This window comes from Olsenella sp. An285 (assembly GCF_002159625.1).
Lineage (GTDB): Bacteria > Actinomycetota > Coriobacteriia > Coriobacteriales > Atopobiaceae > Thermophilibacter > Thermophilibacter avicola.
On record NZ_NFIZ01000007.1, the window covers coordinates 77322 to 96833 of the forward strand.

A 19512-nucleotide genomic window follows, 5' to 3' on the forward strand; every position below is an offset into this window, starting at 1 on the left:
TTCCCCCCTACTCGTCCGAAGTGGCGCAGCGATAGAACTCCGCCATCTCGCCGGCGACCTCTCCCAGGCGCTCGACGGTGCTCGCGTCCAGGGAGACCCGCGCGATGCGGGGGACGCCGTCGCAATCGAACGATGCGGGCAGGGAGAGCGTCATGTCGCCGATGCCAAACTCCCCTCCGGCGGGAACGGAGAGGGGCAGGAGGCGTCCGTCGCGAGAAGACCACGACTCCAGAATGAGCGAAACGGCGTATGCGATGCCGTAGCTCGTGCTGCCCTTGCCCTTCATGATGTCGTAGGCAGAGTCGATGGCGGCGCGGCGAAGGGGCTCTCGATCCTCATCCGGAACGGGGCGACCGTCAACGAGGGTCGAACCCCAGTCGACGACGAGGCCCTCCCCGTGTTCACCGAGGGCGAGGGCGATGACGTCGCGCTCCGTCCCAAAGCGACCGCGCGCGCAGTCCTCGAGCCGCAGGGTGTCGAGGACCGTTCCCGTGCCCACGACGCGATCGGCGGGAATGCCCAGCTCGTGCGTGACCAAATGGGCGAGAAGGTCGACGGGGTTGCTCACCATGACATAGAGTCCCGCAAAGCCGACTTGCTCAACGGAATCGACCACGTCCCTCACGATCTGGGCGTTCTTGAGAAACATGTCATTTCTCGTCTGACCGAGGCGCGCGGGTGCAGCGGCGCATATCACGACGGCGTCGGCGTCGGCGCAGTCCTCGTACGCACCTGCCCTGACCACGCCGTGCGAGCCCATGCGAGGCAGCGCGCACATGAGGTCGTCTGCCTCGGCGTGTGCGCGAGCGGCGCGCTTGTCGACGAGCACGACGTCGCCGAACTGGCCCCTAAGGGCGAGCGTCTGCGCCGTGCAGGATCCCACGTTGCCCGACCCGACAATGACAACCTTGCTCAAAGCGACCTCCGTACCCTACGAGAACACCTTGCTCCCGGCCTTGCGACGAACGTACTTGGCGGGGTTTCCCATGGCGAGCACCCTTGAGGGCACGCGCTTTTCCATTACGACGGCGCCCATGGCAAGGACGACGTCGTCCCCCATCAGGCACTCCTCCCGCACCGAGGCGCGCACGCCAAGGTAGCAGCGCTCCCCCAGCGTGGCGTGACCGGCGATGTGCGTGTAGGCGGAGACCTGCGTGTGTCTCCCCACGCGGACGTCATGTCCGATGAGCGCGTTGGACTGGACGAAGACGTTGTCCTCGAGGACCGCCTCGGTGGAGATGATGCTCTGCATCTTCACGAAGACGCCACGCCCGAGCCGCGCGCTCGGCGAGACGAAGGCGCTCGGGTGCACTATCGTGGCAAAGCCGTAGCCTCGCTCGGAGGCGCGGTTGAAGAGCAGCTCTCGCGAGCTGGGCTCGCCGACGGCAACCAAGAACTCGGCCTCCTCCGGAGAGAAGCGCGAGGCAAGCTCCTCGAAGGGCATGATCTCGGAGCCATAGAGCTCGCGGGCGTCCGTTACGTCGTCGACGAAGACGATGCGATCCCAGCGCTCGTGCTCCGGATCGATGGCAGAGGCGATCTCGTAGACCTCGCGGCCAGACCCGCCCGTGCCGTAGATAGCTAGAATCACGCGGTCCCCCTAGGCGGTAAGCTCTCGTGCGAGCGAGGCGAGAGGCTTCCTGTCGACCTTTCCGTTGTACGTGCGCGGAATCTCCTCGAGGGTGCGCACGTACGCGGGCACCTTGAACGGTTCGAGATGCTCGCCCATATAGGAGGAGAGCCCATCCTCATCACTGCCCCCCGTCTCCCACACGACAAAGAGCACGAGGCAGTCCCCGGTGATGGGGTCGGAGCCCTTGACGCAGGCGCAGTCCGCGACGAGCGGGCATCCGGAGATGACGTCCTCAACCTCGACGGGAGAGACGTTATGCCCGCCGATGATTGCGACGTCGTCAATGCGCCCCTGCACGTAGAGCTCACCATCGCGGAAGAAGCCGAGGTCGTTGGTGTAGACGAGGCCGTCGTGCAGGGTGGAGGCCGTGGCCTCGTCATCCCCCCAGTAGCCGCTCATGACCGCCCCGCCACCTATGGCGATGCGACCCGCGCCCTCGGGGAGCTCGGCCCCCGTGGAAGGATCAATAATCTTGATGCTCGCCGTGACGCAGGGAGTGCCCACGCAGGCCCCGTCGTCGGAGCGATGGCTGTACTCGAGCATGCAGCAGGCAGTGGACTCGGTGCAGCCATAGGAGTTGTAGAGGCGAGCGGACGGCAGCACCGAGCGCAGCCAGGCGCGCGTGGACGCGGGAAGCGGCGCTGAGCTTGACTCGACGAAGCGAATCTGCCCGTCAAACTTGCCGATGAAGTCCTTCGTCGCCCGCTCGACGTAGGCGAGCGCGGAGGGAACGAGGGAGAGCGAGGTGACGTGGCGCTCGGAGAGGGCGCGGTAGAAGCGCTTGAGGGAGGCGACGCCATTGATGAGCACCACGGTCGCCCCCATGACGAGGCCCGTCTGAAGACGCCTGAGAGCGAAGACGTGGTTGAGCGGCATGGGAACGAGGGAGACGTTGTCCTCCTCTATCCCCGTGGCGGTGACGATGTTCTCGATGACCGCCATGACCGCGCCATGCGTGAGCGACACGACCTTCGAGCGCCCGGTCGTGCCGGTCGTGAGCAGAAGCTCGGCGAGGTCAGACGACGAGGGAAGGTCGATGTCGCCGGAAGCGGCCCGCTCGCAGGCGTTCTCCTCCTCAAGAATCGTCAGCGACGCCCCCTCAATCGGACTCGGGGCGATGACCACGCTCGCCCCCACACGCGAGACGAGGTCCGCGACCCCCTCCTCGGGCAGGCTCTCCTCGTAGGGCACGGCGACGGCGCCGAGAAGCGTGGTCGAGAGATAACTTGCGACATAGAGGAGCGTGTGCGTCGCGCGAAGAACGACCCTGTCGCCCGAACGGACGCCTGCGTCCAAGAGCCGGCGCGCGGAAACGAGCGTGCGCTCCCACAGCTCACCGTAGGTGACCTCGCGATCCTCGACCACGAGGGCAACGCTCTCGGGCTTTGATGCGGCATGACGGGAGACGCACTCGACGACGGACTCCCCGGGAAGCAGCCTAGGCATCGACGTCAATCCCCTTGTCGCGAAGGACCTCGCGAATGGCGCCCACCGAGTCCATCTCGATCGACTCCATGATATCGAACTCCACGGCGTAGGCACTCTCAAGAGCGGAGACGAGGGCAACCTGCTTCATGGAGGTCCACTCGTCGCAGTCGTCGATGGTGAGGTCGTCGCTCACGCGATCCTCGGGGATGCCAAGGGTGGTGGCAACGAGCTGGGCAAGCTTCATGTCTGCTCTCCTTTGGAAGACAAGAGGTGACGATGCTCAATCCGCTTCATTTTAAGACAAAGGGCACCCGCCATGTGACGGGTGCCCAGAAGGACCAAGATTGTCCTCGAACTAGAAGACGTAGACCTTCGTGCCGGGGAGCGCGTTGTAGTAGATCCACTTGGCGCAGTCCTCGGCAAGGCGAATGCAGCCATGGGTGATGTGCTTGCCAAGCTGGTTGGCGTCGCTGTAGCCGCCCTGGTACCCAACGGTGGAGTGGAAACCGAGGTTGAGCAGGAAGCCGGTAAAGTACGTGACGTCGTTGATCGCCCAGTACGTGGTCCTGTAGCCGCCGGGGGTGTAGTTGCCGGACTCGTTCCAGTTGTAGTCCGCGTTGCCGCCGATGCGGTAGATGCCCGTAGGCGTGCCGTCGCCGCCGTGATAGATCTTGTTGCCGGTCGAGCAGGACCAGTCATAGAGCGGGGTCCAGTTGCCGTACCAGCCGAGCGAGGGAATATAGGTGCCCTGGAAGACCACGACCCTGTTGTTGGTGGTGTCGACGGTCAGCAGGTACTGCGTGAGGCTGTACATGCCGCCGGAGAAGTTCTTGACCTTGTCCCAAGCGGCCCAGCCGGCGCGAGTGAGGAAGGAGTAGGTGATCTTGCCGTCTCCGTCACCCTGGATGAGCATGCCGTCGGGAGTGGTGTACTGGCCGCGGACGACGTAGCCCTGGTCCTCGCGACCGTAATACTGGTCGTTGCCCACGGTGAAGAGGCCGAGCTTGGCGCCGCGCACGCCGTCGCCAAGATCGACGATGTAGTAGCGCTGGAGCTCGCCGTCGACCTCGGCGGTGACGACGAAGCCGTTGACGTCCTGGAAGTAGAGCGCACCGTCGGAGGCGGCGATGATCATGCCGCCGCCATAGGTGGTCTTGCCGCGGACGATGTAGCCCTCGTTGGGACGGCCGAAGTACTTCTTGGAGCCGACGCTGAAGACGCCCGTGCGAGCGATGAGGTGGCCGTTGACCCTGTCGAGGTAGTAGACCTGGTTGGTGCTGTCGAACAGGTCAGTGGTCCTGAAGCCCTCGCTCGAGCCAAGGAGCGTCTCGACGAGGATGCCCTCGTTGTTGGAGAGGACGAGCCCGCCAGAGACCTTGGTCTTTCCGCGCACGACGTAGCCGCGGCTGGTGTCGCCGTAGAACCAGGCGTCGCGGTACGAGCCGAGATCGGCCTGGAAGTACCCGGTAGTCGCATAGGAGTAGCTGCCGTCCTTGGAGCGGCTCAGGTAGTAGCGCTGGATACCGTTGCCATAGGCGTCGGTGACGATCCAGCCGGTGCCAGACTCGAGGGCACCGTCGTTGTTGGCGAGAAGGACGCCGTCACCGTACTTGAGGGAACCACGCAGGACGTAGCCCTTGTCGGTGGCATAGGCCTCCCAGCCGGCTTGTGCCGCGCTGATGAAGCGGTCCTTCACGACCTGGAACGCCTCGAGCCAGTAGCGCTGGAGGCCCTGACCGAAGGCGCTCGTGACGAGCCAGCCGGACTCCTGGAGCCGGCCGTCGTTGTCCGCATAGCGCATGGTGCCGTCCGAGGCGATGGAGCCGCCGCGAACGACGTAGCCCTCACTCGTTGCGTAGGCGTTCCAGCCAGCCTCGTCCGAGGTGATGAGGCGGTCCTTGGCGACCTCGTAGTCATCGACCCAGTAGCGCTGGAGTCCCTGGCCGAAGGCGCTGGTGACGAGCCAGCCGGACTTCTGGAGGAGGCCATCGTTGTTGGCGGATCGCATCGCGCCATCAGAGGTAACGGCGTTGCCCCTCAGGACGTAGCCCTTCTCGGTGGTGTAGTGAGCCCAGCCGTCCTCGGAGACTCCGGGGATGCACGCATGCGCCTCCTCGTCCACCCAGTAGCGCTGGAAGCCGTGTCCGTAGGCATCCGTGCAGACCCAGCCGGTGTCGGCGAGGCGACCCTCGTTGTCCGCAAGGTACACGTAGCCGGTCTCGGAGTCGGTGTAGGCGCCACGGGCGACGTAACCGTCCTGGGTTCCGAAGAACCAGCTCGTCACGCCGTCGATGGCGGCCTCGAAGAGGCCCATGACGGCAGATCCGGCATCGCTGAGCCAGTAGCGCTGGAGGCCGCCCTTGGAGTTGTCAACCGCGACGTCGGTAACGAGCCACCCGGACTGGATCGCCCCGTCAGAGCCGTACCAGACATAGGAGCCCTTGCCGTCGCTGACCCACGTGTTCACGTGGACCGCCTCGGCATCGGCCTCGTCCTCAGCGGCAAGCTCGGCGTCGCCCTGGAGCTCTGCGGCGGAGTCTACAGCGTCAGAGGACTCCGCAGTCTCAGAGACGACTGCGTCGTCACCCCCGACTGCGTCGTCACCCTCGACGACCTCATCGGCCTCAGGGTCCGAAGGCTCCTCGGCGACCTCGGGTTCAATGTCGGAACCCGGCTCGGGCGCGGTCTTCGCGCCATCCGTCTCAGAGGAAATCTCGTCCGAGCGGTCCACCGTCTCGCTGGCGGCATCCTCGTCGATGACGGGAGTCGTCCCGGCGTCTGCATCAGCGCCACCCTGCGAGGGAGCAGAGGCGTCTCCCGAGGGGATGACGTCTGTGGCATCGTCGTCAACCACAACGTCCACCACATCCGACGTGACGTCGTCGACGGCGGAGGAGGAGCTCGGCTGCACAACGGTGCCCGCGGAATCGTCCTTAACCGAAAGGGCGGCGGTCGTCACCGTCGCGTCAGTCTCCGGCGTCTCTGCGCCAGACTCACTCGTCTGCTCGACGATGGCGCCATCCGTCTCCGCACCCTGGGCAAGCGCGACCGACGGCGTCGCGACGAGAGCGCCTCCGAACGTGAGCGCCGCAACGAGACCCGCCACGACGCTGGGCTTCTTGTCCTTGAAAAGCTGCAAAACCCGTCAACCTCCTAGAAGAAATTCACCTGGCTGTACTCAAACTCGTAGACCGTAGAACCAATATCAACGTTATCGTAGACCCACTTAGCATTGGCGTTCAGAAGGCCGCAGCAGCCGCGGTTACCCTTGCCGGGAGCGTGGTCGGCAGCCCAGCCGGTTCCGTGAATTGCTGCACAGTCCTCGTACCCGCTGCCGTACGGAGAGTCAACCCAGCGCTCGTGGTTCTGGCTCCACTCGGAGCGGATGCCCCAGATATAGTCAGTTGACCAGGCGTTGGGACCGTTGCCGTTCTGGAACCAGTCGTAGGTCTCGCTGTACCAGTTGCTCTCGCGCTTGTGGAGAACCTCCCACTTGCCCGAGTAGGTTGCGGTGGCCCCGACGCAGTTCCAGGTCTTCTCGACCTGCCAGCCGCCATCGCCCCTGTGAAGGACGACGACGCGGAACAGCTCGTTGTCAAATGTGACGAACCAGTCGGTCTTGCTGCCCTCGCGCTCCGCAAGGCGAACGAGGGCATTCAGGTAGTCGTGGTCGTTTCCCCAGGTGACGGTTCCGATCGTGGCGTCCGGAACGCGCTGGGCAATCGCATGCACGAGCGTGAGCTTGGCGTCGTTGTCTGCCTCGTATCTTCCGCCCTCTGCGGTGATGGTGCAGTTCCTTGCGAGATACCCCTGGTCCGAGAGGCCGAAGTACAGGTCGCCGTCAAACTCGAACAGGCCGGTCCTTGCATAGAGGTGCCCGTCCTCTGCGCGGACGAGGTAGTAACGCTGAAGAACGCCGTCAAAGGCGTCGGTCACGAGCATGCCCTCGGACTGGGCGAGGCTGTCCGCCAGCCTGCCGGAGCCGTCCGCAAGGAGCACGCCGTTTGAGGTGGAGAGCTTGCCGCGCAGCACGCTGCCGTCGTCCCCGGCGTAGCGCCATGCCCCGGAGGCCTCGAAGAAGCCCGTCTGGGCATAGAGATGGCCGTTGACCCGCTTGAAGTAGTAGAGCGTCTCCCTGCCGTTCAGCGCGGAGGTTGTCGAGAAGCCCTCGGAGCACACACCCTCGGCGAGAAGACCGTCGTTGTTGGCAATAAGAAGGCCGTGCTCGGTCCTGACGCTCCCACGCAGCACGTAGCCGGCATCGGTGGTGTAGTGGGCCCACCCCTCATCGGAGAAGCCCGGCTCACAGGCATGGCTGTCCGGGTCGACCCAGTAACGCTGGAGCCCGTGGCCATAGGAGTCGGCGACGACCCAGCCCGTCCCCGCGAGAAGACCGTCGTTGTTGGCAAGGTAGACGTAACCGGTCGAGGGGTCGGTCCATGCGCCGCGGGCGACGTAGCCCTCGTCCATGGTGTAGTGGTCCCAGCCATCAGAGGAGTATCCGGGAATCGCAGCGTGGACGTCCTCGTCTATCCAGTAGCGCTGGAGCGCGCCGTTGGTGTAGGCGCCGGTGACGACCCATCCGGCGCTCTCGAGGCGACCGTCGTTGTTGGCGAAGTAGATGTAGCCGGTCGAGGGGTCGACCCACCTCCCCCTCACCACGGGCCCATCCGGGGTGGCGTAGGCATAGTAGTCGCTCGTCCCCTCGACGACGTGCAGGAGCTTGCCCCTTGCAATGCTTCCGTCCGGATTGATCCAGTAGCGCTGCAGGACGCCGCCGGTGTACTCCCCGGTGACGAGCCAGTGGCCCTCGGAGACGGGAGTCTCGGAGGCGAGAGCCGCCGCCTGGGCGGAGCCCTCCGCAAGGGAGACAACGGGAACCCCGGTGAGCGCGGCGGCAATGCCGAGCGCGCACGCGAGGCCGGCGGTCACAGCGAGGGGCCTTCTGTTCCTGGACGATTTCATATCTGTGGTTCCCTTCGTTAGTTGGCGAAGTCGACCTAGCTGGTTCATAATACTATTCCGCTGTATGGATTATTTGGGCAACCCCCAATTGAGAGCATAACGCGCTCTTATGGACTCTCTGCACAAGGCGGTCTCCACATGTGGTCTGACTTCTATGTCTCTGCGGTCGTTCTCGCCGCCATCCTCCTGGCTCCCGGCTACCTCGCCCTTCGTGCCGTTGGCATGGCGCGCCCCACGTCCGCCTGCTGCGCCCCCATCGTGAGCATCACGCTCCTGAGCGTCCTGGGGCAGCTGCTCGCGTTTGCGGGAATCCCCTCTTCTCCCTTGGTGCTCCTGGCACCGCTCGTCGCCGCCCTCGCCGTCGCCGCCCTCGTTGCTCGTCGTCACGTGACGCAGCTCGCGCCGTCCCGCGTCAGCGCCTGGGTCCTGCTCGTCTTCCTGCTCGTGGGGATGGCCTTCTCCCATAGCCTCTTCTCGACCCGCCTCGATGACGCGACCCAGCTCTTTCAGGCCTATGACCTCACGCACCACCTGAACACGCTCGAGGCGATGGCGGAATCGGGCAAGTTCACGTCATTCGGCGTGAGCCCGTACCTCACGGCGGCAGACGAGGCCATCGCCCCCGTGGACTACTCCACCTTCTATCCGTCCGCCTACCACGTGGTCTGCGCGCTCGCCATGCAGATCACCGGGGTGACCGCCCCCGTCATCATCAACTCGTCCATGTTCGTCTACACGGGCATCGTCTTCCCGCTCGCCATGGCGGCGTTTCTCGGCTCCATTTTTCCCGACAGCCGCCGCACCGTTCTCTTTGGCGCGATCGCCTCGGTGTCCTTCGTCGCGTTCCCGTGGCTCCTCCTGGCGTTTGGACCCGTGTTCCCCAACATCGCCGGATTTGCGTGCATGCCCGCGGCGATGACGTTCTTCGTCGAGCTAATTGGGCCGGACGCCACCCACTCCGGGCGAGCAAGGCTCGCCGTCGTGCTCGTGGCCACGGTGGCGGGCATGGCGCTGCTGCACCCCAACACGGTCTTCACCTGCGTGGTCATTCTCGCGCCCTATGCCGTGACGCGCATCTGGAACGCCAGGGTCCTAACGGGCAGGGGAAAGTTCGAGCGCGCGGGCGCATGCCTCGCCTTCGTCGTGTTCTGCCTCGCGGTGTGGCTCGTCTGCTACAAGCTCCCCCTCCTCCAGGACATCGTCACGCACCAGTGGGACTCCTTCGCGCGCCCCTGGCAGGAGGTTGTGAACATCCTCACGCAGACCTACTCCCTCGGCTTCTTCTCCGAGGTTGCCGCGCAGTTCGCGCTCGGCGCCCTTGTCATCGTTGGCGCCGTGAGCGCCCTCTACGTGCCCGGCAGGCGCTGGATCACCGTCTCCTACGCCCTCGCCTGCGTCATCTGCTTCATGGGCGCAACAAGAAACGACGAGCTCCAGCACCTCTTTGCGGGCTTCTGGTACACCGACCCCATGCGACTCGGCGCCATGGCGAGCATCGCCGCCATGGCGCTCGCCGCGATGGGGCTCAACTGGGTCTACGAGACCGCGGTCGGCGCGCTGAGGGGATACAACGAGAAGCGTGGGCGAAGGACCCACCCGGCCATCGTGGCGGCGGTGGTCTCCTGCGGGTTCGCGCTCGTCAACTTCATGCCCGAGTTCAACCTCCCGGGCCTGCACTACGAGTACAAGGAGAGCGAGATTGCGTTCAACCGCATCGTCAAGGACTCGCGGGACTGGGCAAAGAGCGTCCACACCACCTTTGGAGACTATCGGGACGTCATCGTTGACGTGTACACCTACGACACCCCGCTCGACTCCGGCGAGGAGATCTTCCTCGGGAAGGTCAAGGAGCTCGTCGGTGGTGACGCCCTCGTCCTGAACGACCCCATGGACGGGAGCTTCCTGGCGTACGGCTACAACGGGCTGCGCGTCTACAACAGGAACTTCACCGGCTACGGCGGGTCGAGGGAGACGGCCGAGAGCGAGGTCATCCGCACGCGTCTCTGTGACATAGCGACGGACGACGAGGTGCTCGAGGCGGTCGAGTCGGTGGGCGCCCGCTACGTTATCGTGATGCGACAGGACGAGTCCGAGTACTCCCTCATCAACCAGCGCGGAGACTACAAGCCGGAGCTCTTCTCGGGAATCTCCTCCATAGGGCCGGACACCCCCGGGTTCACCCGCGTGCTTCGCTACGGGACGATGTCCCTCTACCGCATCGACTCAATAGACTAGCCGCGGCAACCGCACCAACGGAGAGCGCCCCGATACCGAGCGCAGCGCAGCCCATCTCGAGACCGGGGATGGAGTAGTACGCCTCGATTGTGTGGGAGCCAGCTTCGACGGTAAAGCCGATGAGACCCAGGTCGACCCGGTACGTGTCGACCTCCCTCCCGTCAACGAGGACGTGCCATCCCGCGGTGTGGGGAATGGAGAGGCATGCGACCGAACCCTCGCTCACCTCGAAGGTGCCGGTCACGACCTGGCCGGCCTCGAGGGTAAGGTTGGCGACGATGGTATCGTTATTCGAGGATGAGACGAGGCCAGTAGCGACCTCGTCGGGAACGACCACGCCCCCTTCGATCACCGCCCGGCGCTCCTCGGCGGTGTCAAGGGAGCGAACCTCGCCCTCCCCCACGACGCTGGCGCTTCCGGAGAGAATCCCCCGCGCGGAGTTATTTCTGTAGACGTTTATGTCCCCAAAGGTGGCAAGGAGCTCGTATGGCTCGGGCTGGTGCTCCCTGGAGAGAAGGTAGCGCACGCCAAGGAGCGAGGCGAGCGAGCGCGGGTCGTCGGACTCCAGGTAGCTGATGCTGGAGCCGCCGGAGCCGACGGAGCTGGGCCAGAAGAGCTTGAAGAGCTCCCCCACCTCGCCGTCAAGGGTCGAGTTGTACGAGGAGACGCCAAGATACCCCTGGACGAGGGCGTCGTTGTAGAGGCCCCAGTCACAGTAGGTCTTCTCGACTCTGTAGAGAGAGTCATCCTGTTGGGCAATCCACGCGAGGGCGTCCTCGGTGTCTCCCGAGTACTTGAGCGTGGCACCCGGAAAGTCGTCAACCGTGCAGACGACGCGGTTGTTCGTCACGAAGAAGCCGTCAGCGAGCACCGCCGCCAGGACGAGCGATGCAACGCCGAGAAGGGGCACATCCCAGCGCCGCGCGCGTGAGAGGGCCGCCAAAAGGCCGGACCCGACGAGCACGAAACCAAGAAGTGCCACGCAGAGCGCCATTCCGTCGACCGTGTTGGCAGCGGACCAGACCAGCGACGCAATGGTAGCTGCAATGCCGACGACGAGCGGCGCAAGAGCGACTCGCCCCGCCTGGACCCGGCGCTCCCACGCAATCGCGAGCGCGATGCAGACGGGAACCGCAAGCGCGAAGGAGCTCCTGAACCTAGGGGCCACGAAGATGTTGAGCAGAGCGGGCAGGAAGCTGTTCACACAGTAGAGGAGCACGAGAACCGCCGCGATCCCGATGAGCACCCGGTCCCTCCGGGAGGCCTCGGTCCACACCCAGTGAGCAAACTGGAGCAGCAGAACGATCGAGAGCCCGCCGAAGCCCATGCAGACAAATTCGTAGACATTGGCCTGGGGAAAGGACTCAGTGAGCGTCAGCATGCCGTCCGGGATGGCGTCCCCGCTCGTGATGAGCCCGCTGCCGAGGAAGCGACTGACGAGCAGGGGAATCCAGTCGAGCGGAACGAACTCGGTCGCGAACTCAGCGGCTCGGGACAGAAGCGACCCCTGAGATGCCGCCGAGGTGCGAGATGTCTCTCCAAAGAGGTAGAGGGCATAGGGAACCAGCGTGACGCAGGCCATGAGGCACCCGCAAAGCACGGGGGCGAAGAGCCTCAAGGTGCGACGGCCCACGAACCCCAGGACCCCCCTCTCGGGGGCGAGATGGAAGAGCCTGAGGAGCATGTAGATCGCGGCACAGCCCATAATCATGAAGCCGCAATAGGGGCTCCAGCCCAGACACACCGCCGTCACCGCTGCAACGGCCGCAAAGCGCCCGGGGGTCCAACGCGCCGCGAGGCGCTCCAGCAGCAGGAGCACGAGAGCAAAGAGGGCGCACATCCCACCGAGCCAGTAGTGCTGCCCCCAGAGAAGCGTGTAGCCACAAAACGCGTAGCACGCCGAGCCCATGATGCGCGCAAGCGGGGTCTCGCAGAAGCGCGTGAGCAGCCGCTGGAACAGAAGCCCCGCAAGGGCGATCTTGAGGGCCTGGACCAGCACGAGCACGAGGGGGAGGCTCTCGTTTCCAAGAAGGAGCCCCAATGGAACGAGCACGACGTTAAAGGGGTCGAGAATCCAGGACTGATAGCTCAGGACGCTCGCGCCGAGCCCGTAGCCGAAGTTCCAGGTGCCGAACGTGCCATCGCGAATGGAGTCGAGCAGGTCGATGTAAAAGGGGACATACAGGTCGACGGTATCCAGCCCGGTGTCACGATAGGCAAAGAGAGTGATTCCCAAGAGGAACGAGCCGTAGATGGTGACAAAGCCGATTCCCAAAACGAGGAGAAGGGTCCCCGACTCCAGGGCCCCGACGCAAGGCGAGGGAGTGGTGAGTCGGTCGAGTTTCCTGCGGACAAAGAGGAGCAGGAGCAGCGCGGCGACGGCGCACGGCACGAGATAAAGGTAGCGGGTCACGTTCACTCCCAAGCGTCTCACACGGTCTCAGCAACCACTATAGCGCCCTATGGGCCACAAAAGCCTCGCTCCGATGCCTGCTATACTCTGTCCTTAGTTAAAACGTACGTATCCTAGGAGCAAGACGATGAGAGTTCTCGCCGTCATACCCGCCTACAACGAGGAGGAGTGTCTCGCCGACACGGTCGACGAACTCTCTCGCACCTGCCCCGACGTCGACTACCTCGTGGTGAACGACGGCTCGAAGGACGGGACCCAGTCGGTGATAGACCGCGAGCACATGAGGGCGGTCTCCCTTCCTGTCAACACGGGGCTCACCTCCGGGTTTCGCACGGGGATGAAGTACGCGGCTCGCCACGGATACGACGCGGTGGTGCAGTTTGACGCCGATGGCCAGCACGTTCCGAGCTACATCCCCAAAATGGCGCGCGCCCTCGAGGACCACGCCGCCGACATCGTCATCGCGTCGCGCTGCCTCGACGGCAGCTACCGGCTCTCAGGTCCACGAGGGCTGGGCTCCCGCCTGATATCCTTCCTCATCCGCGCCACCACGGGCACCAAAATCACGGACCCCACGAGCGGCATGCGCATGTACGGCCGCAAGATGATCGACCTCTTCGCCCACGGCTTCGACATCGCGCCGGAGCCGGACATGCTCGCCTATGTCGCAAGCAGGGGCGGGACCGTCGTCGAGATTCAGACCAAGATGCGCGAGCGCCAGGGCGGCGAGAGCTACTTCCATCTTGGCAATGTCATCAAGTACATGAGCAGGACCTGCCTGTCCATCCTCATGTTCCGCTTTCTTCGCTAGGGGGCACGCGTGATTCCCTTTCAGCTTCGTCTCATCCTCGTCGCAGGCGCCCTGCTCGCCGTCTGGATAGTTGCCCGACAGATTCGCAAGAACAAGATGCTCGTTGAGGACGCGATCTTCTGGATGGTGACCGCCTTCGTGCTCGTTGTCCTTGCCGTGTTTCCGGGCATCGCCACGTCCCTTGCCCAGCTCCTCGGCTTCATGTCGCCCGCCAACTTCGTCTATCTCGTGGTGATAGCGCTCCTCCTCTGGAAGGCGTTCACGAACTCCGCCGAGATCTCCCGCCTCAAGGCAAAGGTTACCGAGCTCGCCCAGGAGATCGCCCTTGCGCACATGGACGAGAAGGACGGTCGGACGGATCGCGAGAGCAGGTGAGAGCGCACGTGTTCGGACCGCAGGACCATACCTTCGCCGTCTGCGCCTACAAGGAGAGCCCGTATCTCGCCAGCTGCGTGGAGTCGCTCATGGCGCAGACTGTGCGGACCAACGTGATCATGGCCACGTCCACGCCCAACGCATCGATCGAGTGCGTGGCGCGCGAGTACGGTCTGCCCCTCTATGAGAGCGGAAGGCCCTCGGGAATCTGCGCGGACTGGAACCATGCCGTGAGCCGGGCCTCCACGCCCCTCGTCACCATCGCGCACCAGGACGACACCTACGAGCCCGCCTACGCCGAGCGCATGCTCGAGGGCATGGGCCGCGCGAGAAGGCCGCTCATCTTCTTCACCAACTACGGCGAGCTGAGAGACGGCGCCGCCGTTGACGACAACAGGCTCCTCCGCGTGAAGCGCCTCCTGCTGAGGCCGATGGAGCGCCGCGGCTCATCGGACAGCGAGCGCGTGAAGAGGGGGATACTCTCCATGGGCTCCTCCATCTGCTGTCCCTCCGTCACCCTCAACGTCCCGGCACTCCCCTCGCCCCCCTTTCAGTCCAAGATGAAGAGCAACCTCGACTGGGACACCTGGGAGCGCTACTCGCACATCGACGGCGAGTTCGTCTATGACCCCGACATTCTCATGCACCACCGCATTCACGCCGGATCGGAGACGTCTGCCCTCATCCACGACAACACGCGCACCGCAGAGGATCTCGAGATGCTCGAGCGCTTCTGGCCCGCCCCCGTGGCGCGCCTCATCAACGTGGCGTACTCCCTCGGCCAGAGGAGCAACGGCTAGACGATGGCACGGCCGCGCAGCACGCGGCCGAGGAGCCCGGCGTACCAGCGCAGGGACGCCGTGGCACACGCGAGCGCACAGTCCTTCTCGGAGAGCGCGTCCCTGAGGACGCTCGTGGCGGACTCGAGCCTGTTTGGTCCGTGCGACCACCTGAGGCGCATGCGGTAGAAGGTCATCTTGGCAACTCGCAGAGCCTCGGCGTCACCGTAGCGCTCCGCATAGGCAACGAGCGTGCGACCAAACCCGACCTCGTTCTCGGCGAAGGCACGGTTCTTCTTGATGGTTGCGGAGTGGCTCGACCCACCCTTCCGTATATGACGGTAGGCGCTCATCTGCTGCTGGATGCAGCGGACCTTCCCCAGGGTGAGGAACACGAAGGAGTTCCTGCGGTCCCCGGCATACGCCTGGTACTGCCTGAGGTCGAGAAACCTCTGCCTCGCGGAGAGGTACTCCTCGCGACGGCACACGACCGTCCCGGTCTGACCGGGCAGGCACCAATAGAAGTACTCGCGAAGGGAGTAGTCCTCGTCCTTGCACTCGGGGTAGCGCTCGCCGTTAGGCTGAGAGTCCGCACCCACCACCAGACAGTTGGTGTAACAGGCGACGTAGTCCGGATGGGACTCGAGAAAGTCGACCTGCGTCTGAAGCTTGCCGGGATCGAGGTAGAAGTCGTCCCCCTCCAGCTCGGCGAGGTACCTCCCGCGCGCGCGGGCGTAGAGGTCCTCCCCGTTGCCAACGGCCCCGAGGTTCTTCTCGCGATAGATGATGGTGAAGCAGTCGGGCAGCTCGGGCTCGAGTCGGCGCAGGACGGCGCGTGTCTCGTCCGTAGAGCCGTCCTCCCCCACGAGCACCTCCATGGGAAAGTCGACGCACTGGGCGGCGATGCTCCTCAGGCACTCCTCGATGTAGGGCGCGTGGTTGTAGACGGGAACGACGACCGAGAGCAGGGGCGCGACCATCCGCTACCCCCTCGCGGAGAGGACAACGTCGCAGATGAGGTCGATCTGGTCATCCCTGAGATCGGCGTACATGGGAAGCGTGAGCACCTCGTCCGCGGCACGGCGCGCGACCGGAGTCTCGGAGGAGTCGAAGCGTCCCGCGTAGCACTCGTAGTCGCTCACGAGCGGGTAGAAGTACTTCCTCGGGTGGATGTCGCGCGCCATGAGGGCGGCGTAGACATCGTCCCGGGAGGCTCCGAACTCGTTGGCGGAGAAGGTGACGGGCAGGTAGGCGTAGTTGTGTCGGACCCCCTGCGCGGGTCGGAAGACGCGCACCCCGGGCACGTCCTCGAGACGCTCCCAGTAGCGCTCCGCGACGTGGCGGCGCTTCTCGATCTCCTCGTCCACGTGGCGCAGGTTGCAGAGCCCCATGGCCGCGCAGAACTCGTTCATCTTGGCGTTGCCGCCGACGTACTCCACCGACTCCGTCCCCGTGATGCCAAAGTTCTTCCACTGGTCGAGAAGAACCTTGAGTGAGGGGTCTCGGAAGCAGACGGCACCTCCCTCGATGGTGTTGAAGACCTTCGTGGCATGGAAGGAGAACATGGAGGCGTCACCGAAGGTGGCGGCGGAGACCCCCCCGCGGAAAACGCCGAACGCATGGGCGGCGTCATAGATGACCTTAAGGCCGTGCTCGTCCGCGATTCTCTGGATGGCATCGACGTCGCAGAGGTTGCCGTAGACGTGCACGGGAACGATGGCGCAGGTCTCGTCATCGATGAGGCGCTCCACCGATGCGGGGTCTATGGTGAAGTCCTCCTCCCTGATGTCGGCGAAGACGGGCTCGAGCCCCTTGCGCACGATGGCGTGCGTCGTGGAGGCAAAGGTGAAGGGCGTCGTGATCACCTTTCCCCTGAGCCCCATGGCCTCGAAGACGCACTCGAGGGCGTTGTGGCCGTTCGTGAAGAGGGCGATGTCGCCCACCTCGAGGTAGGTCTCGAGGGCCTCCTCGAGCGCCTGGTGCTTCTCGCCCATGTTGGTGAGCCAGTGGGACTCCCAGAGCGGGGCGATCTCGGCGCAGTACTCCTCGAAGGGGGGCATGGAGGAGCGGGTAACCAGAATCTTCTCGTTGTCCATCATCGAAGAACTCCTTAGCGGCGGACGTGCCACCGGAACTATGAGGGCTACCGTCCCATTCTAAGCTCTCGGGCCGTACCGAGCAGGTACGAGAGCTCCTCGACCCGCAGCAGAGCCGCGATCCCAAGGTAGGCCGCCGCCATGACCAGCACCTGCAGCAAGATGGTCACAAGGTCGGAGAGGCCGAGCAGTGACACCGTCCACGCCATTCCCGCCGCCACGGCAGAGAGCGCAATTGCGGGCAGGATGTCGCGCACCTGCTCGTGGTAGGCGTAGCCGATGACACGCCTGTTGGGAGAGGCGTTGACGAAGGTGCTGACGATGCCCACGAGCATGTACCCAGCCACGATGAGGTGCAGGTCGCGCAGGACGAAGACCGTGAACGCGAGCACCGCGACGCCGATGGCCTTCTTGGCCACCTCGAGCCTGAGGAACAGGTCGCTCCTGCCCATGCCGTTGAGCACCTGGAGGTTGGTGGTGTGGATGGGCAGCAGTGCATAGACGAAGCAGTACATCTGGAGGAAGGGCACGCTCGGCATCCATGCCTCCCCAAGGACCAGGCGCACGATGGGCTCTGCCGCCACGGCAAAGAGCGCCATCGCGGGCATGACGATGAAGGTGCTCGTCTTGAGGGCCCGGCGGGCGAGGCGCTTGACGTAGGCGAGGTCGTCCTGCACGCGCGAGACGGCGGAGAGCATGACGGGCTGAATGGCGCCGTCGAGCAGGCAGCCCAGCGAGTAGGGGTACTTCTTTCCCTGGGAGACGTACCCCAGGTCCGCACTGGTAAAGACCTTGCCGATCATGAGGTCGGAGAGGCTCTGGTAGCCCTGCTCGAGGATGCCGGAGGCAAGGAGCTTCCAACCAAACCTAAAGAGCGTGACGGCACGCCCGGGGTCGAACACGAGGCTCGGCTTCCAGGGAACCTGGAGCGCGAGCACAAGGCACTTGCAGGCCTGCTGCACGAGCTGCTGGAGCACGAGCGCCCAGATGCCCCCGCCCGCGAGCGCCACGCACACGCCGGTTGCCCCCGAGACGACGCCTGCCGTGATGGTGGCCCGGAAGGTCTTCTGAAACTCCAGGTTGCGCGCGACGATGGCCTCCTGGATCGAGTTGTAGGCGTTGACCACGAGCACAAGCACCAGAACTCGAAGCGGGATGACGGCAGCGGGCATGCCGTAGAAGTCGGCGACCGCGGGAGACGCGAGGAAGACGGCGACATAGAGAATCGCCGAGACGGTGAGGCTCATCCAGAAGACCGTGGAGTAGTCGCGCTCGGTGGCGTCCGGCGCCTGGATGATGGCGGTGTTGAGGCCGCTCTGGACGATGACGTTGCCCACGTTCACAAAGACGAGCATGATTGCGAGCATGCCGAACTCGTCCGGAGAGAGCAAGCGCGCCAGGACCACCTGTATGAGCAGGGTGACCACGGCAGTGCCGCCCTGCTCGAAGAGCTTCCAGAACAGAGACTTAATTGTCGAGAGCTTGAAGCTGCTGTCCGGCAAGCGCCGCCTCCTTCGTCCGACGTCCCGCCGCGACGGGCGGGCTCCCGGGCGGCCAGGTGCATATTGTATACTAGCTGGGTTTTAGCCCACCCACGCAGGCCCTCGTCCACGGGAGATACCATGAAAAGCGAACCCGTCACCCTTGATTCCCTTCTCGCGGACGGATTCACCCGACGCCGGGCACAGGAGTATCTGGACATACTCTCGTGGGAGGCCAAGAGCGGGCTCTTTGACCCGGAGTACCTGGAGTGGTCGCACGCACAGGGCTTCTGCGCGGAGTCCGCGTGCGCCTACGGCCTCACCGAGAAGAACGTGGGGAGCTACCTCTCCGACTACGACTACTGGAGGCTCTGGCCTCTCAACGGATGGCAGCGCATCTGGATCAACGACAAGCTCACGCTGAACGCACTGGTTGAGGGGTCTGATCTTGCCCGATACGTCCCCGCCTACTTCTATTACAGCAAGCCCGAGGGAGGGCTCCTGCCCCTTGCCGGTTCCGGGTACGCTCCCGGGACCGAGGGTCTTCTCGACTGCCTGCGCAGTGAGGGCTCCTTCGCGTGCAAGCCCTGCAACGGATCGACCTCCGCCGGATTCCATCACCTCGAGTGCAGGGCGGGAGCGTTCATCGTGGACGGCGAGGAGATCACCTCCGCGGGCATCGAGGAGTTTGTAGCGGGACACCCCAACTACGTGTTCACTGAGTTCATAAGACCCGAGGAGAGCCTTGCCAAGATCAACCCGCTTATTCACACGCTGCGGGCCCTGGTGATCAACCCCACCGGGACCTCACCGACCCCCACGATTGCCTATCTTCGCTTTGGCATGGGCGACGGCTCCACCGGCACCGGCGCCAACTACGTGGCGCCCACGACGGCCGACATCTGCTCCTACAACGTAGAGATTGACCTCGCCACGGGCCGATACGGCAACGGCAGGCTCGTCTACGCCAATCGGGTGGAGGACGCGCCCCGCCACCCCGTGAGCGGTATTCCGGCAGAGGGCACCATCCCCCAGTGGGACGAAGCTCTCGAGATGATGCGCAGGCTCTCGCTCAAGGTGGGCGCCTGCGAGTATCTGGGCTTCGACGCCTGCATCACGGACAAGGGCCCCATGATCATGGAGATCAACTCCCACACCGGCGTGAAGTACCTCCAGCTCTTCCACCCCATCTGGGAGGACGAGACGCTCGCGGCATACTACCGCGAAAAGCTTGACGCGATCGACGGCCTGGACGAGGCGGCCCGCCTCCGGAGAAACGCCATCGTCCGATAGGAG

General features: G+C 64.5%; 15 protein-coding genes. 5 read left to right on the forward strand and 10 right to left on the reverse strand.

What is annotated here, in order from left to right; all coding sequences use genetic code 11:
- Window positions 1-7 precede the first annotated feature (7 nt).
- The 6 genes from B5F79_RS06260 to B5F79_RS06285 all read right to left on the reverse strand — a co-directional run bounded on the left by B5F79_RS06260 (window position 8) and on the right by B5F79_RS06285 (window position 8026).
- Window positions 8-916 (reverse strand): malate dehydrogenase, encoded by a 909-nt coding sequence (locus B5F79_RS06260; RefSeq protein ID WP_087218956.1) that lies wholly within the window; start codon window positions 914-916, stop codon window positions 8-10.
- A gap of 15 nt (window positions 917-931) precedes the next feature.
- The gene (locus B5F79_RS06265) at window positions 932-1591 is read right to left on the reverse strand and encodes a NeuD/PglB/VioB family sugar acetyltransferase (protein ID WP_087218959.1); all 660 of its coding nucleotides are present in this window, start codon (window positions 1589-1591) and stop codon (window positions 932-934) included.
- Between the two features lie 9 nt (window positions 1592-1600).
- Window positions 1601-3079, reverse strand: a complete 1479-nt coding sequence (locus tag B5F79_RS06270) for a class I adenylate-forming enzyme family protein (protein WP_087218962.1) — start codon at window positions 3077-3079, stop codon at window positions 1601-1603.
- The gene (locus B5F79_RS06275; protein ID WP_087218965.1) at window positions 3072-3305 is read right to left on the reverse strand and encodes an acyl carrier protein; all 234 of its coding nucleotides are present in this window, start codon (window positions 3303-3305) and stop codon (window positions 3072-3074) included. Before B5F79_RS06275 ends, B5F79_RS06270 begins: the two co-directional genes overlap by 8 nt.
- A gap of 111 nt (window positions 3306-3416) precedes the next feature.
- Window positions 3417-6200: a L,D-transpeptidase family protein gene (locus B5F79_RS06280; RefSeq protein WP_087218968.1), complete on the reverse strand. Its 2784-nt coding sequence runs from the start codon at window positions 6198-6200 to the stop codon at window positions 3417-3419.
- 14 nt (window positions 6201-6214) lie between these two features.
- Complete coding sequence (locus B5F79_RS06285; protein ID WP_158094855.1) at window positions 6215-8026, reverse strand: L,D-transpeptidase family protein; 1812 nt, start codon at window positions 8024-8026, stop codon at window positions 6215-6217.
- A gap of 138 nt (window positions 8027-8164) precedes the next feature.
- Here B5F79_RS06285 and B5F79_RS06290 point away from each other — a divergent pair, with 138 nt between their 5' ends.
- Window positions 8165-10261, forward strand: a complete 2097-nt coding sequence (locus B5F79_RS06290) for a DUF6541 family protein (protein WP_087218974.1) — start codon at window positions 8165-8167, stop codon at window positions 10259-10261.
- Here the strand turns inward: B5F79_RS06290 and B5F79_RS06295 are convergent.
- Window positions 10203-12674 (reverse strand): YfhO family protein, encoded by a 2472-nt coding sequence (locus B5F79_RS06295; RefSeq protein ID WP_158094856.1) that lies wholly within the window; start codon window positions 12672-12674, stop codon window positions 10203-10205. The two genes, B5F79_RS06290 and B5F79_RS06295, sit on opposite strands and share 59 nt — an antisense overlap.
- Window positions 12675-12801: 127 nt before the next feature.
- On the opposite strand from B5F79_RS06295, the gene B5F79_RS06300 reads away from it, so the two are divergent.
- Genes B5F79_RS06300 through B5F79_RS06310 form a run of 3 tightly spaced genes read left to right on the forward strand, consistent with a single transcriptional unit; the run spans window position 12802 to window position 14660 of the window.
- A complete protein-coding gene (locus B5F79_RS06300; RefSeq protein ID WP_087218980.1) occupies window positions 12802-13485 on the forward strand; it encodes a glycosyltransferase in 684 nt (227 codons plus the stop codon).
- Window positions 13486-13494: 9 nt separating this feature from the next.
- Window positions 13495-13860 (forward strand): DUF2304 domain-containing protein, encoded by a 366-nt coding sequence (locus tag B5F79_RS06305; RefSeq protein WP_241147264.1) that lies wholly within the window; start codon window positions 13495-13497, stop codon window positions 13858-13860.
- Between the two features lie 8 nt (window positions 13861-13868).
- Window positions 13869-14660, forward strand: coding sequence for a glycosyltransferase family A protein (locus tag B5F79_RS06310; protein ID WP_087219080.1), 792 nt, complete (start codon window positions 13869-13871; stop codon window positions 14658-14660).
- Here B5F79_RS06310 and B5F79_RS06315 read toward each other — a convergent pair.
- Genes B5F79_RS06315 through B5F79_RS06325 form a run of 3 tightly spaced genes read right to left on the reverse strand, consistent with a single transcriptional unit; the run spans window position 14657 to window position 18237 of the window.
- Window positions 14657-15619, reverse strand: coding sequence for a glycosyltransferase family 2 protein (locus B5F79_RS06315; RefSeq protein ID WP_087218983.1), 963 nt, complete (start codon window positions 15617-15619; stop codon window positions 14657-14659). The genes B5F79_RS06310 and B5F79_RS06315 overlap by 4 nt on opposite strands.
- 3 nt (window positions 15620-15622) lie before the next feature.
- Window positions 15623-16738: a DegT/DnrJ/EryC1/StrS family aminotransferase gene (locus tag B5F79_RS06320; protein WP_164484273.1), complete on the reverse strand. Its 1116-nt coding sequence runs from the start codon at window positions 16736-16738 to the stop codon at window positions 15623-15625.
- A gap of 44 nt (window positions 16739-16782) precedes the next feature.
- Window positions 16783-18237: a lipopolysaccharide biosynthesis protein gene (locus B5F79_RS06325; protein WP_158094857.1), complete on the reverse strand. Its 1455-nt coding sequence runs from the start codon at window positions 18235-18237 to the stop codon at window positions 16783-16785.
- A gap of 120 nt (window positions 18238-18357) precedes the next feature.
- On the opposite strand from B5F79_RS06325, the gene B5F79_RS06330 reads away from it, so the two are divergent.
- Window positions 18358-19509: a sugar-transfer associated ATP-grasp domain-containing protein gene (locus tag B5F79_RS06330; RefSeq protein WP_087218989.1), complete on the forward strand. Its 1152-nt coding sequence runs from the start codon at window positions 18358-18360 to the stop codon at window positions 19507-19509.
- Window positions 19510-19512 lie beyond the last annotated feature (3 nt).

Coding starts and splice junctions, on each gene's coding strand:
- B5F79_RS06270 (WP_087218962.1), bottom strand. CDS start 3,079: ATGCCTAGGCTGCTTCCCGGGGAGTCCGTCGTCGAGTGCGTCTCCCGT.
- B5F79_RS06275 (WP_087218965.1), bottom strand. CDS start 3,305: ATGAAGCTTGCCCAGCTCGTTGCCACCACCCTTGGCATCCCCGAGGAT.
- B5F79_RS06285 (WP_158094855.1), bottom strand. CDS start 8,026: ATGAAATCGTCCAGGAACAGAAGGCCCCTCGCTGTGACCGCCGGCCTC.
- B5F79_RS06290 (WP_087218974.1), top strand. CDS start 8,165: ATGTGGTCTGACTTCTATGTCTCTGCGGTCGTTCTCGCCGCCATCCTC.
- B5F79_RS06300 (WP_087218980.1), top strand. CDS start 12,802: ATGAGAGTTCTCGCCGTCATACCCGCCTACAACGAGGAGGAGTGTCTC.
- B5F79_RS06315 (WP_087218983.1), bottom strand. CDS start 15,619: ATGGTCGCGCCCCTGCTCTCGGTCGTCGTTCCCGTCTACAACCACGCG.
- B5F79_RS06320 (WP_164484273.1), bottom strand. CDS start 16,738: ATGATGGACAACGAGAAGATTCTGGTTACCCGCTCCTCCATGCCCCCC.
- B5F79_RS06330 (WP_087218989.1), top strand. CDS start 18,358: ATGAAAAGCGAACCCGTCACCCTTGATTCCCTTCTCGCGGACGGATTC.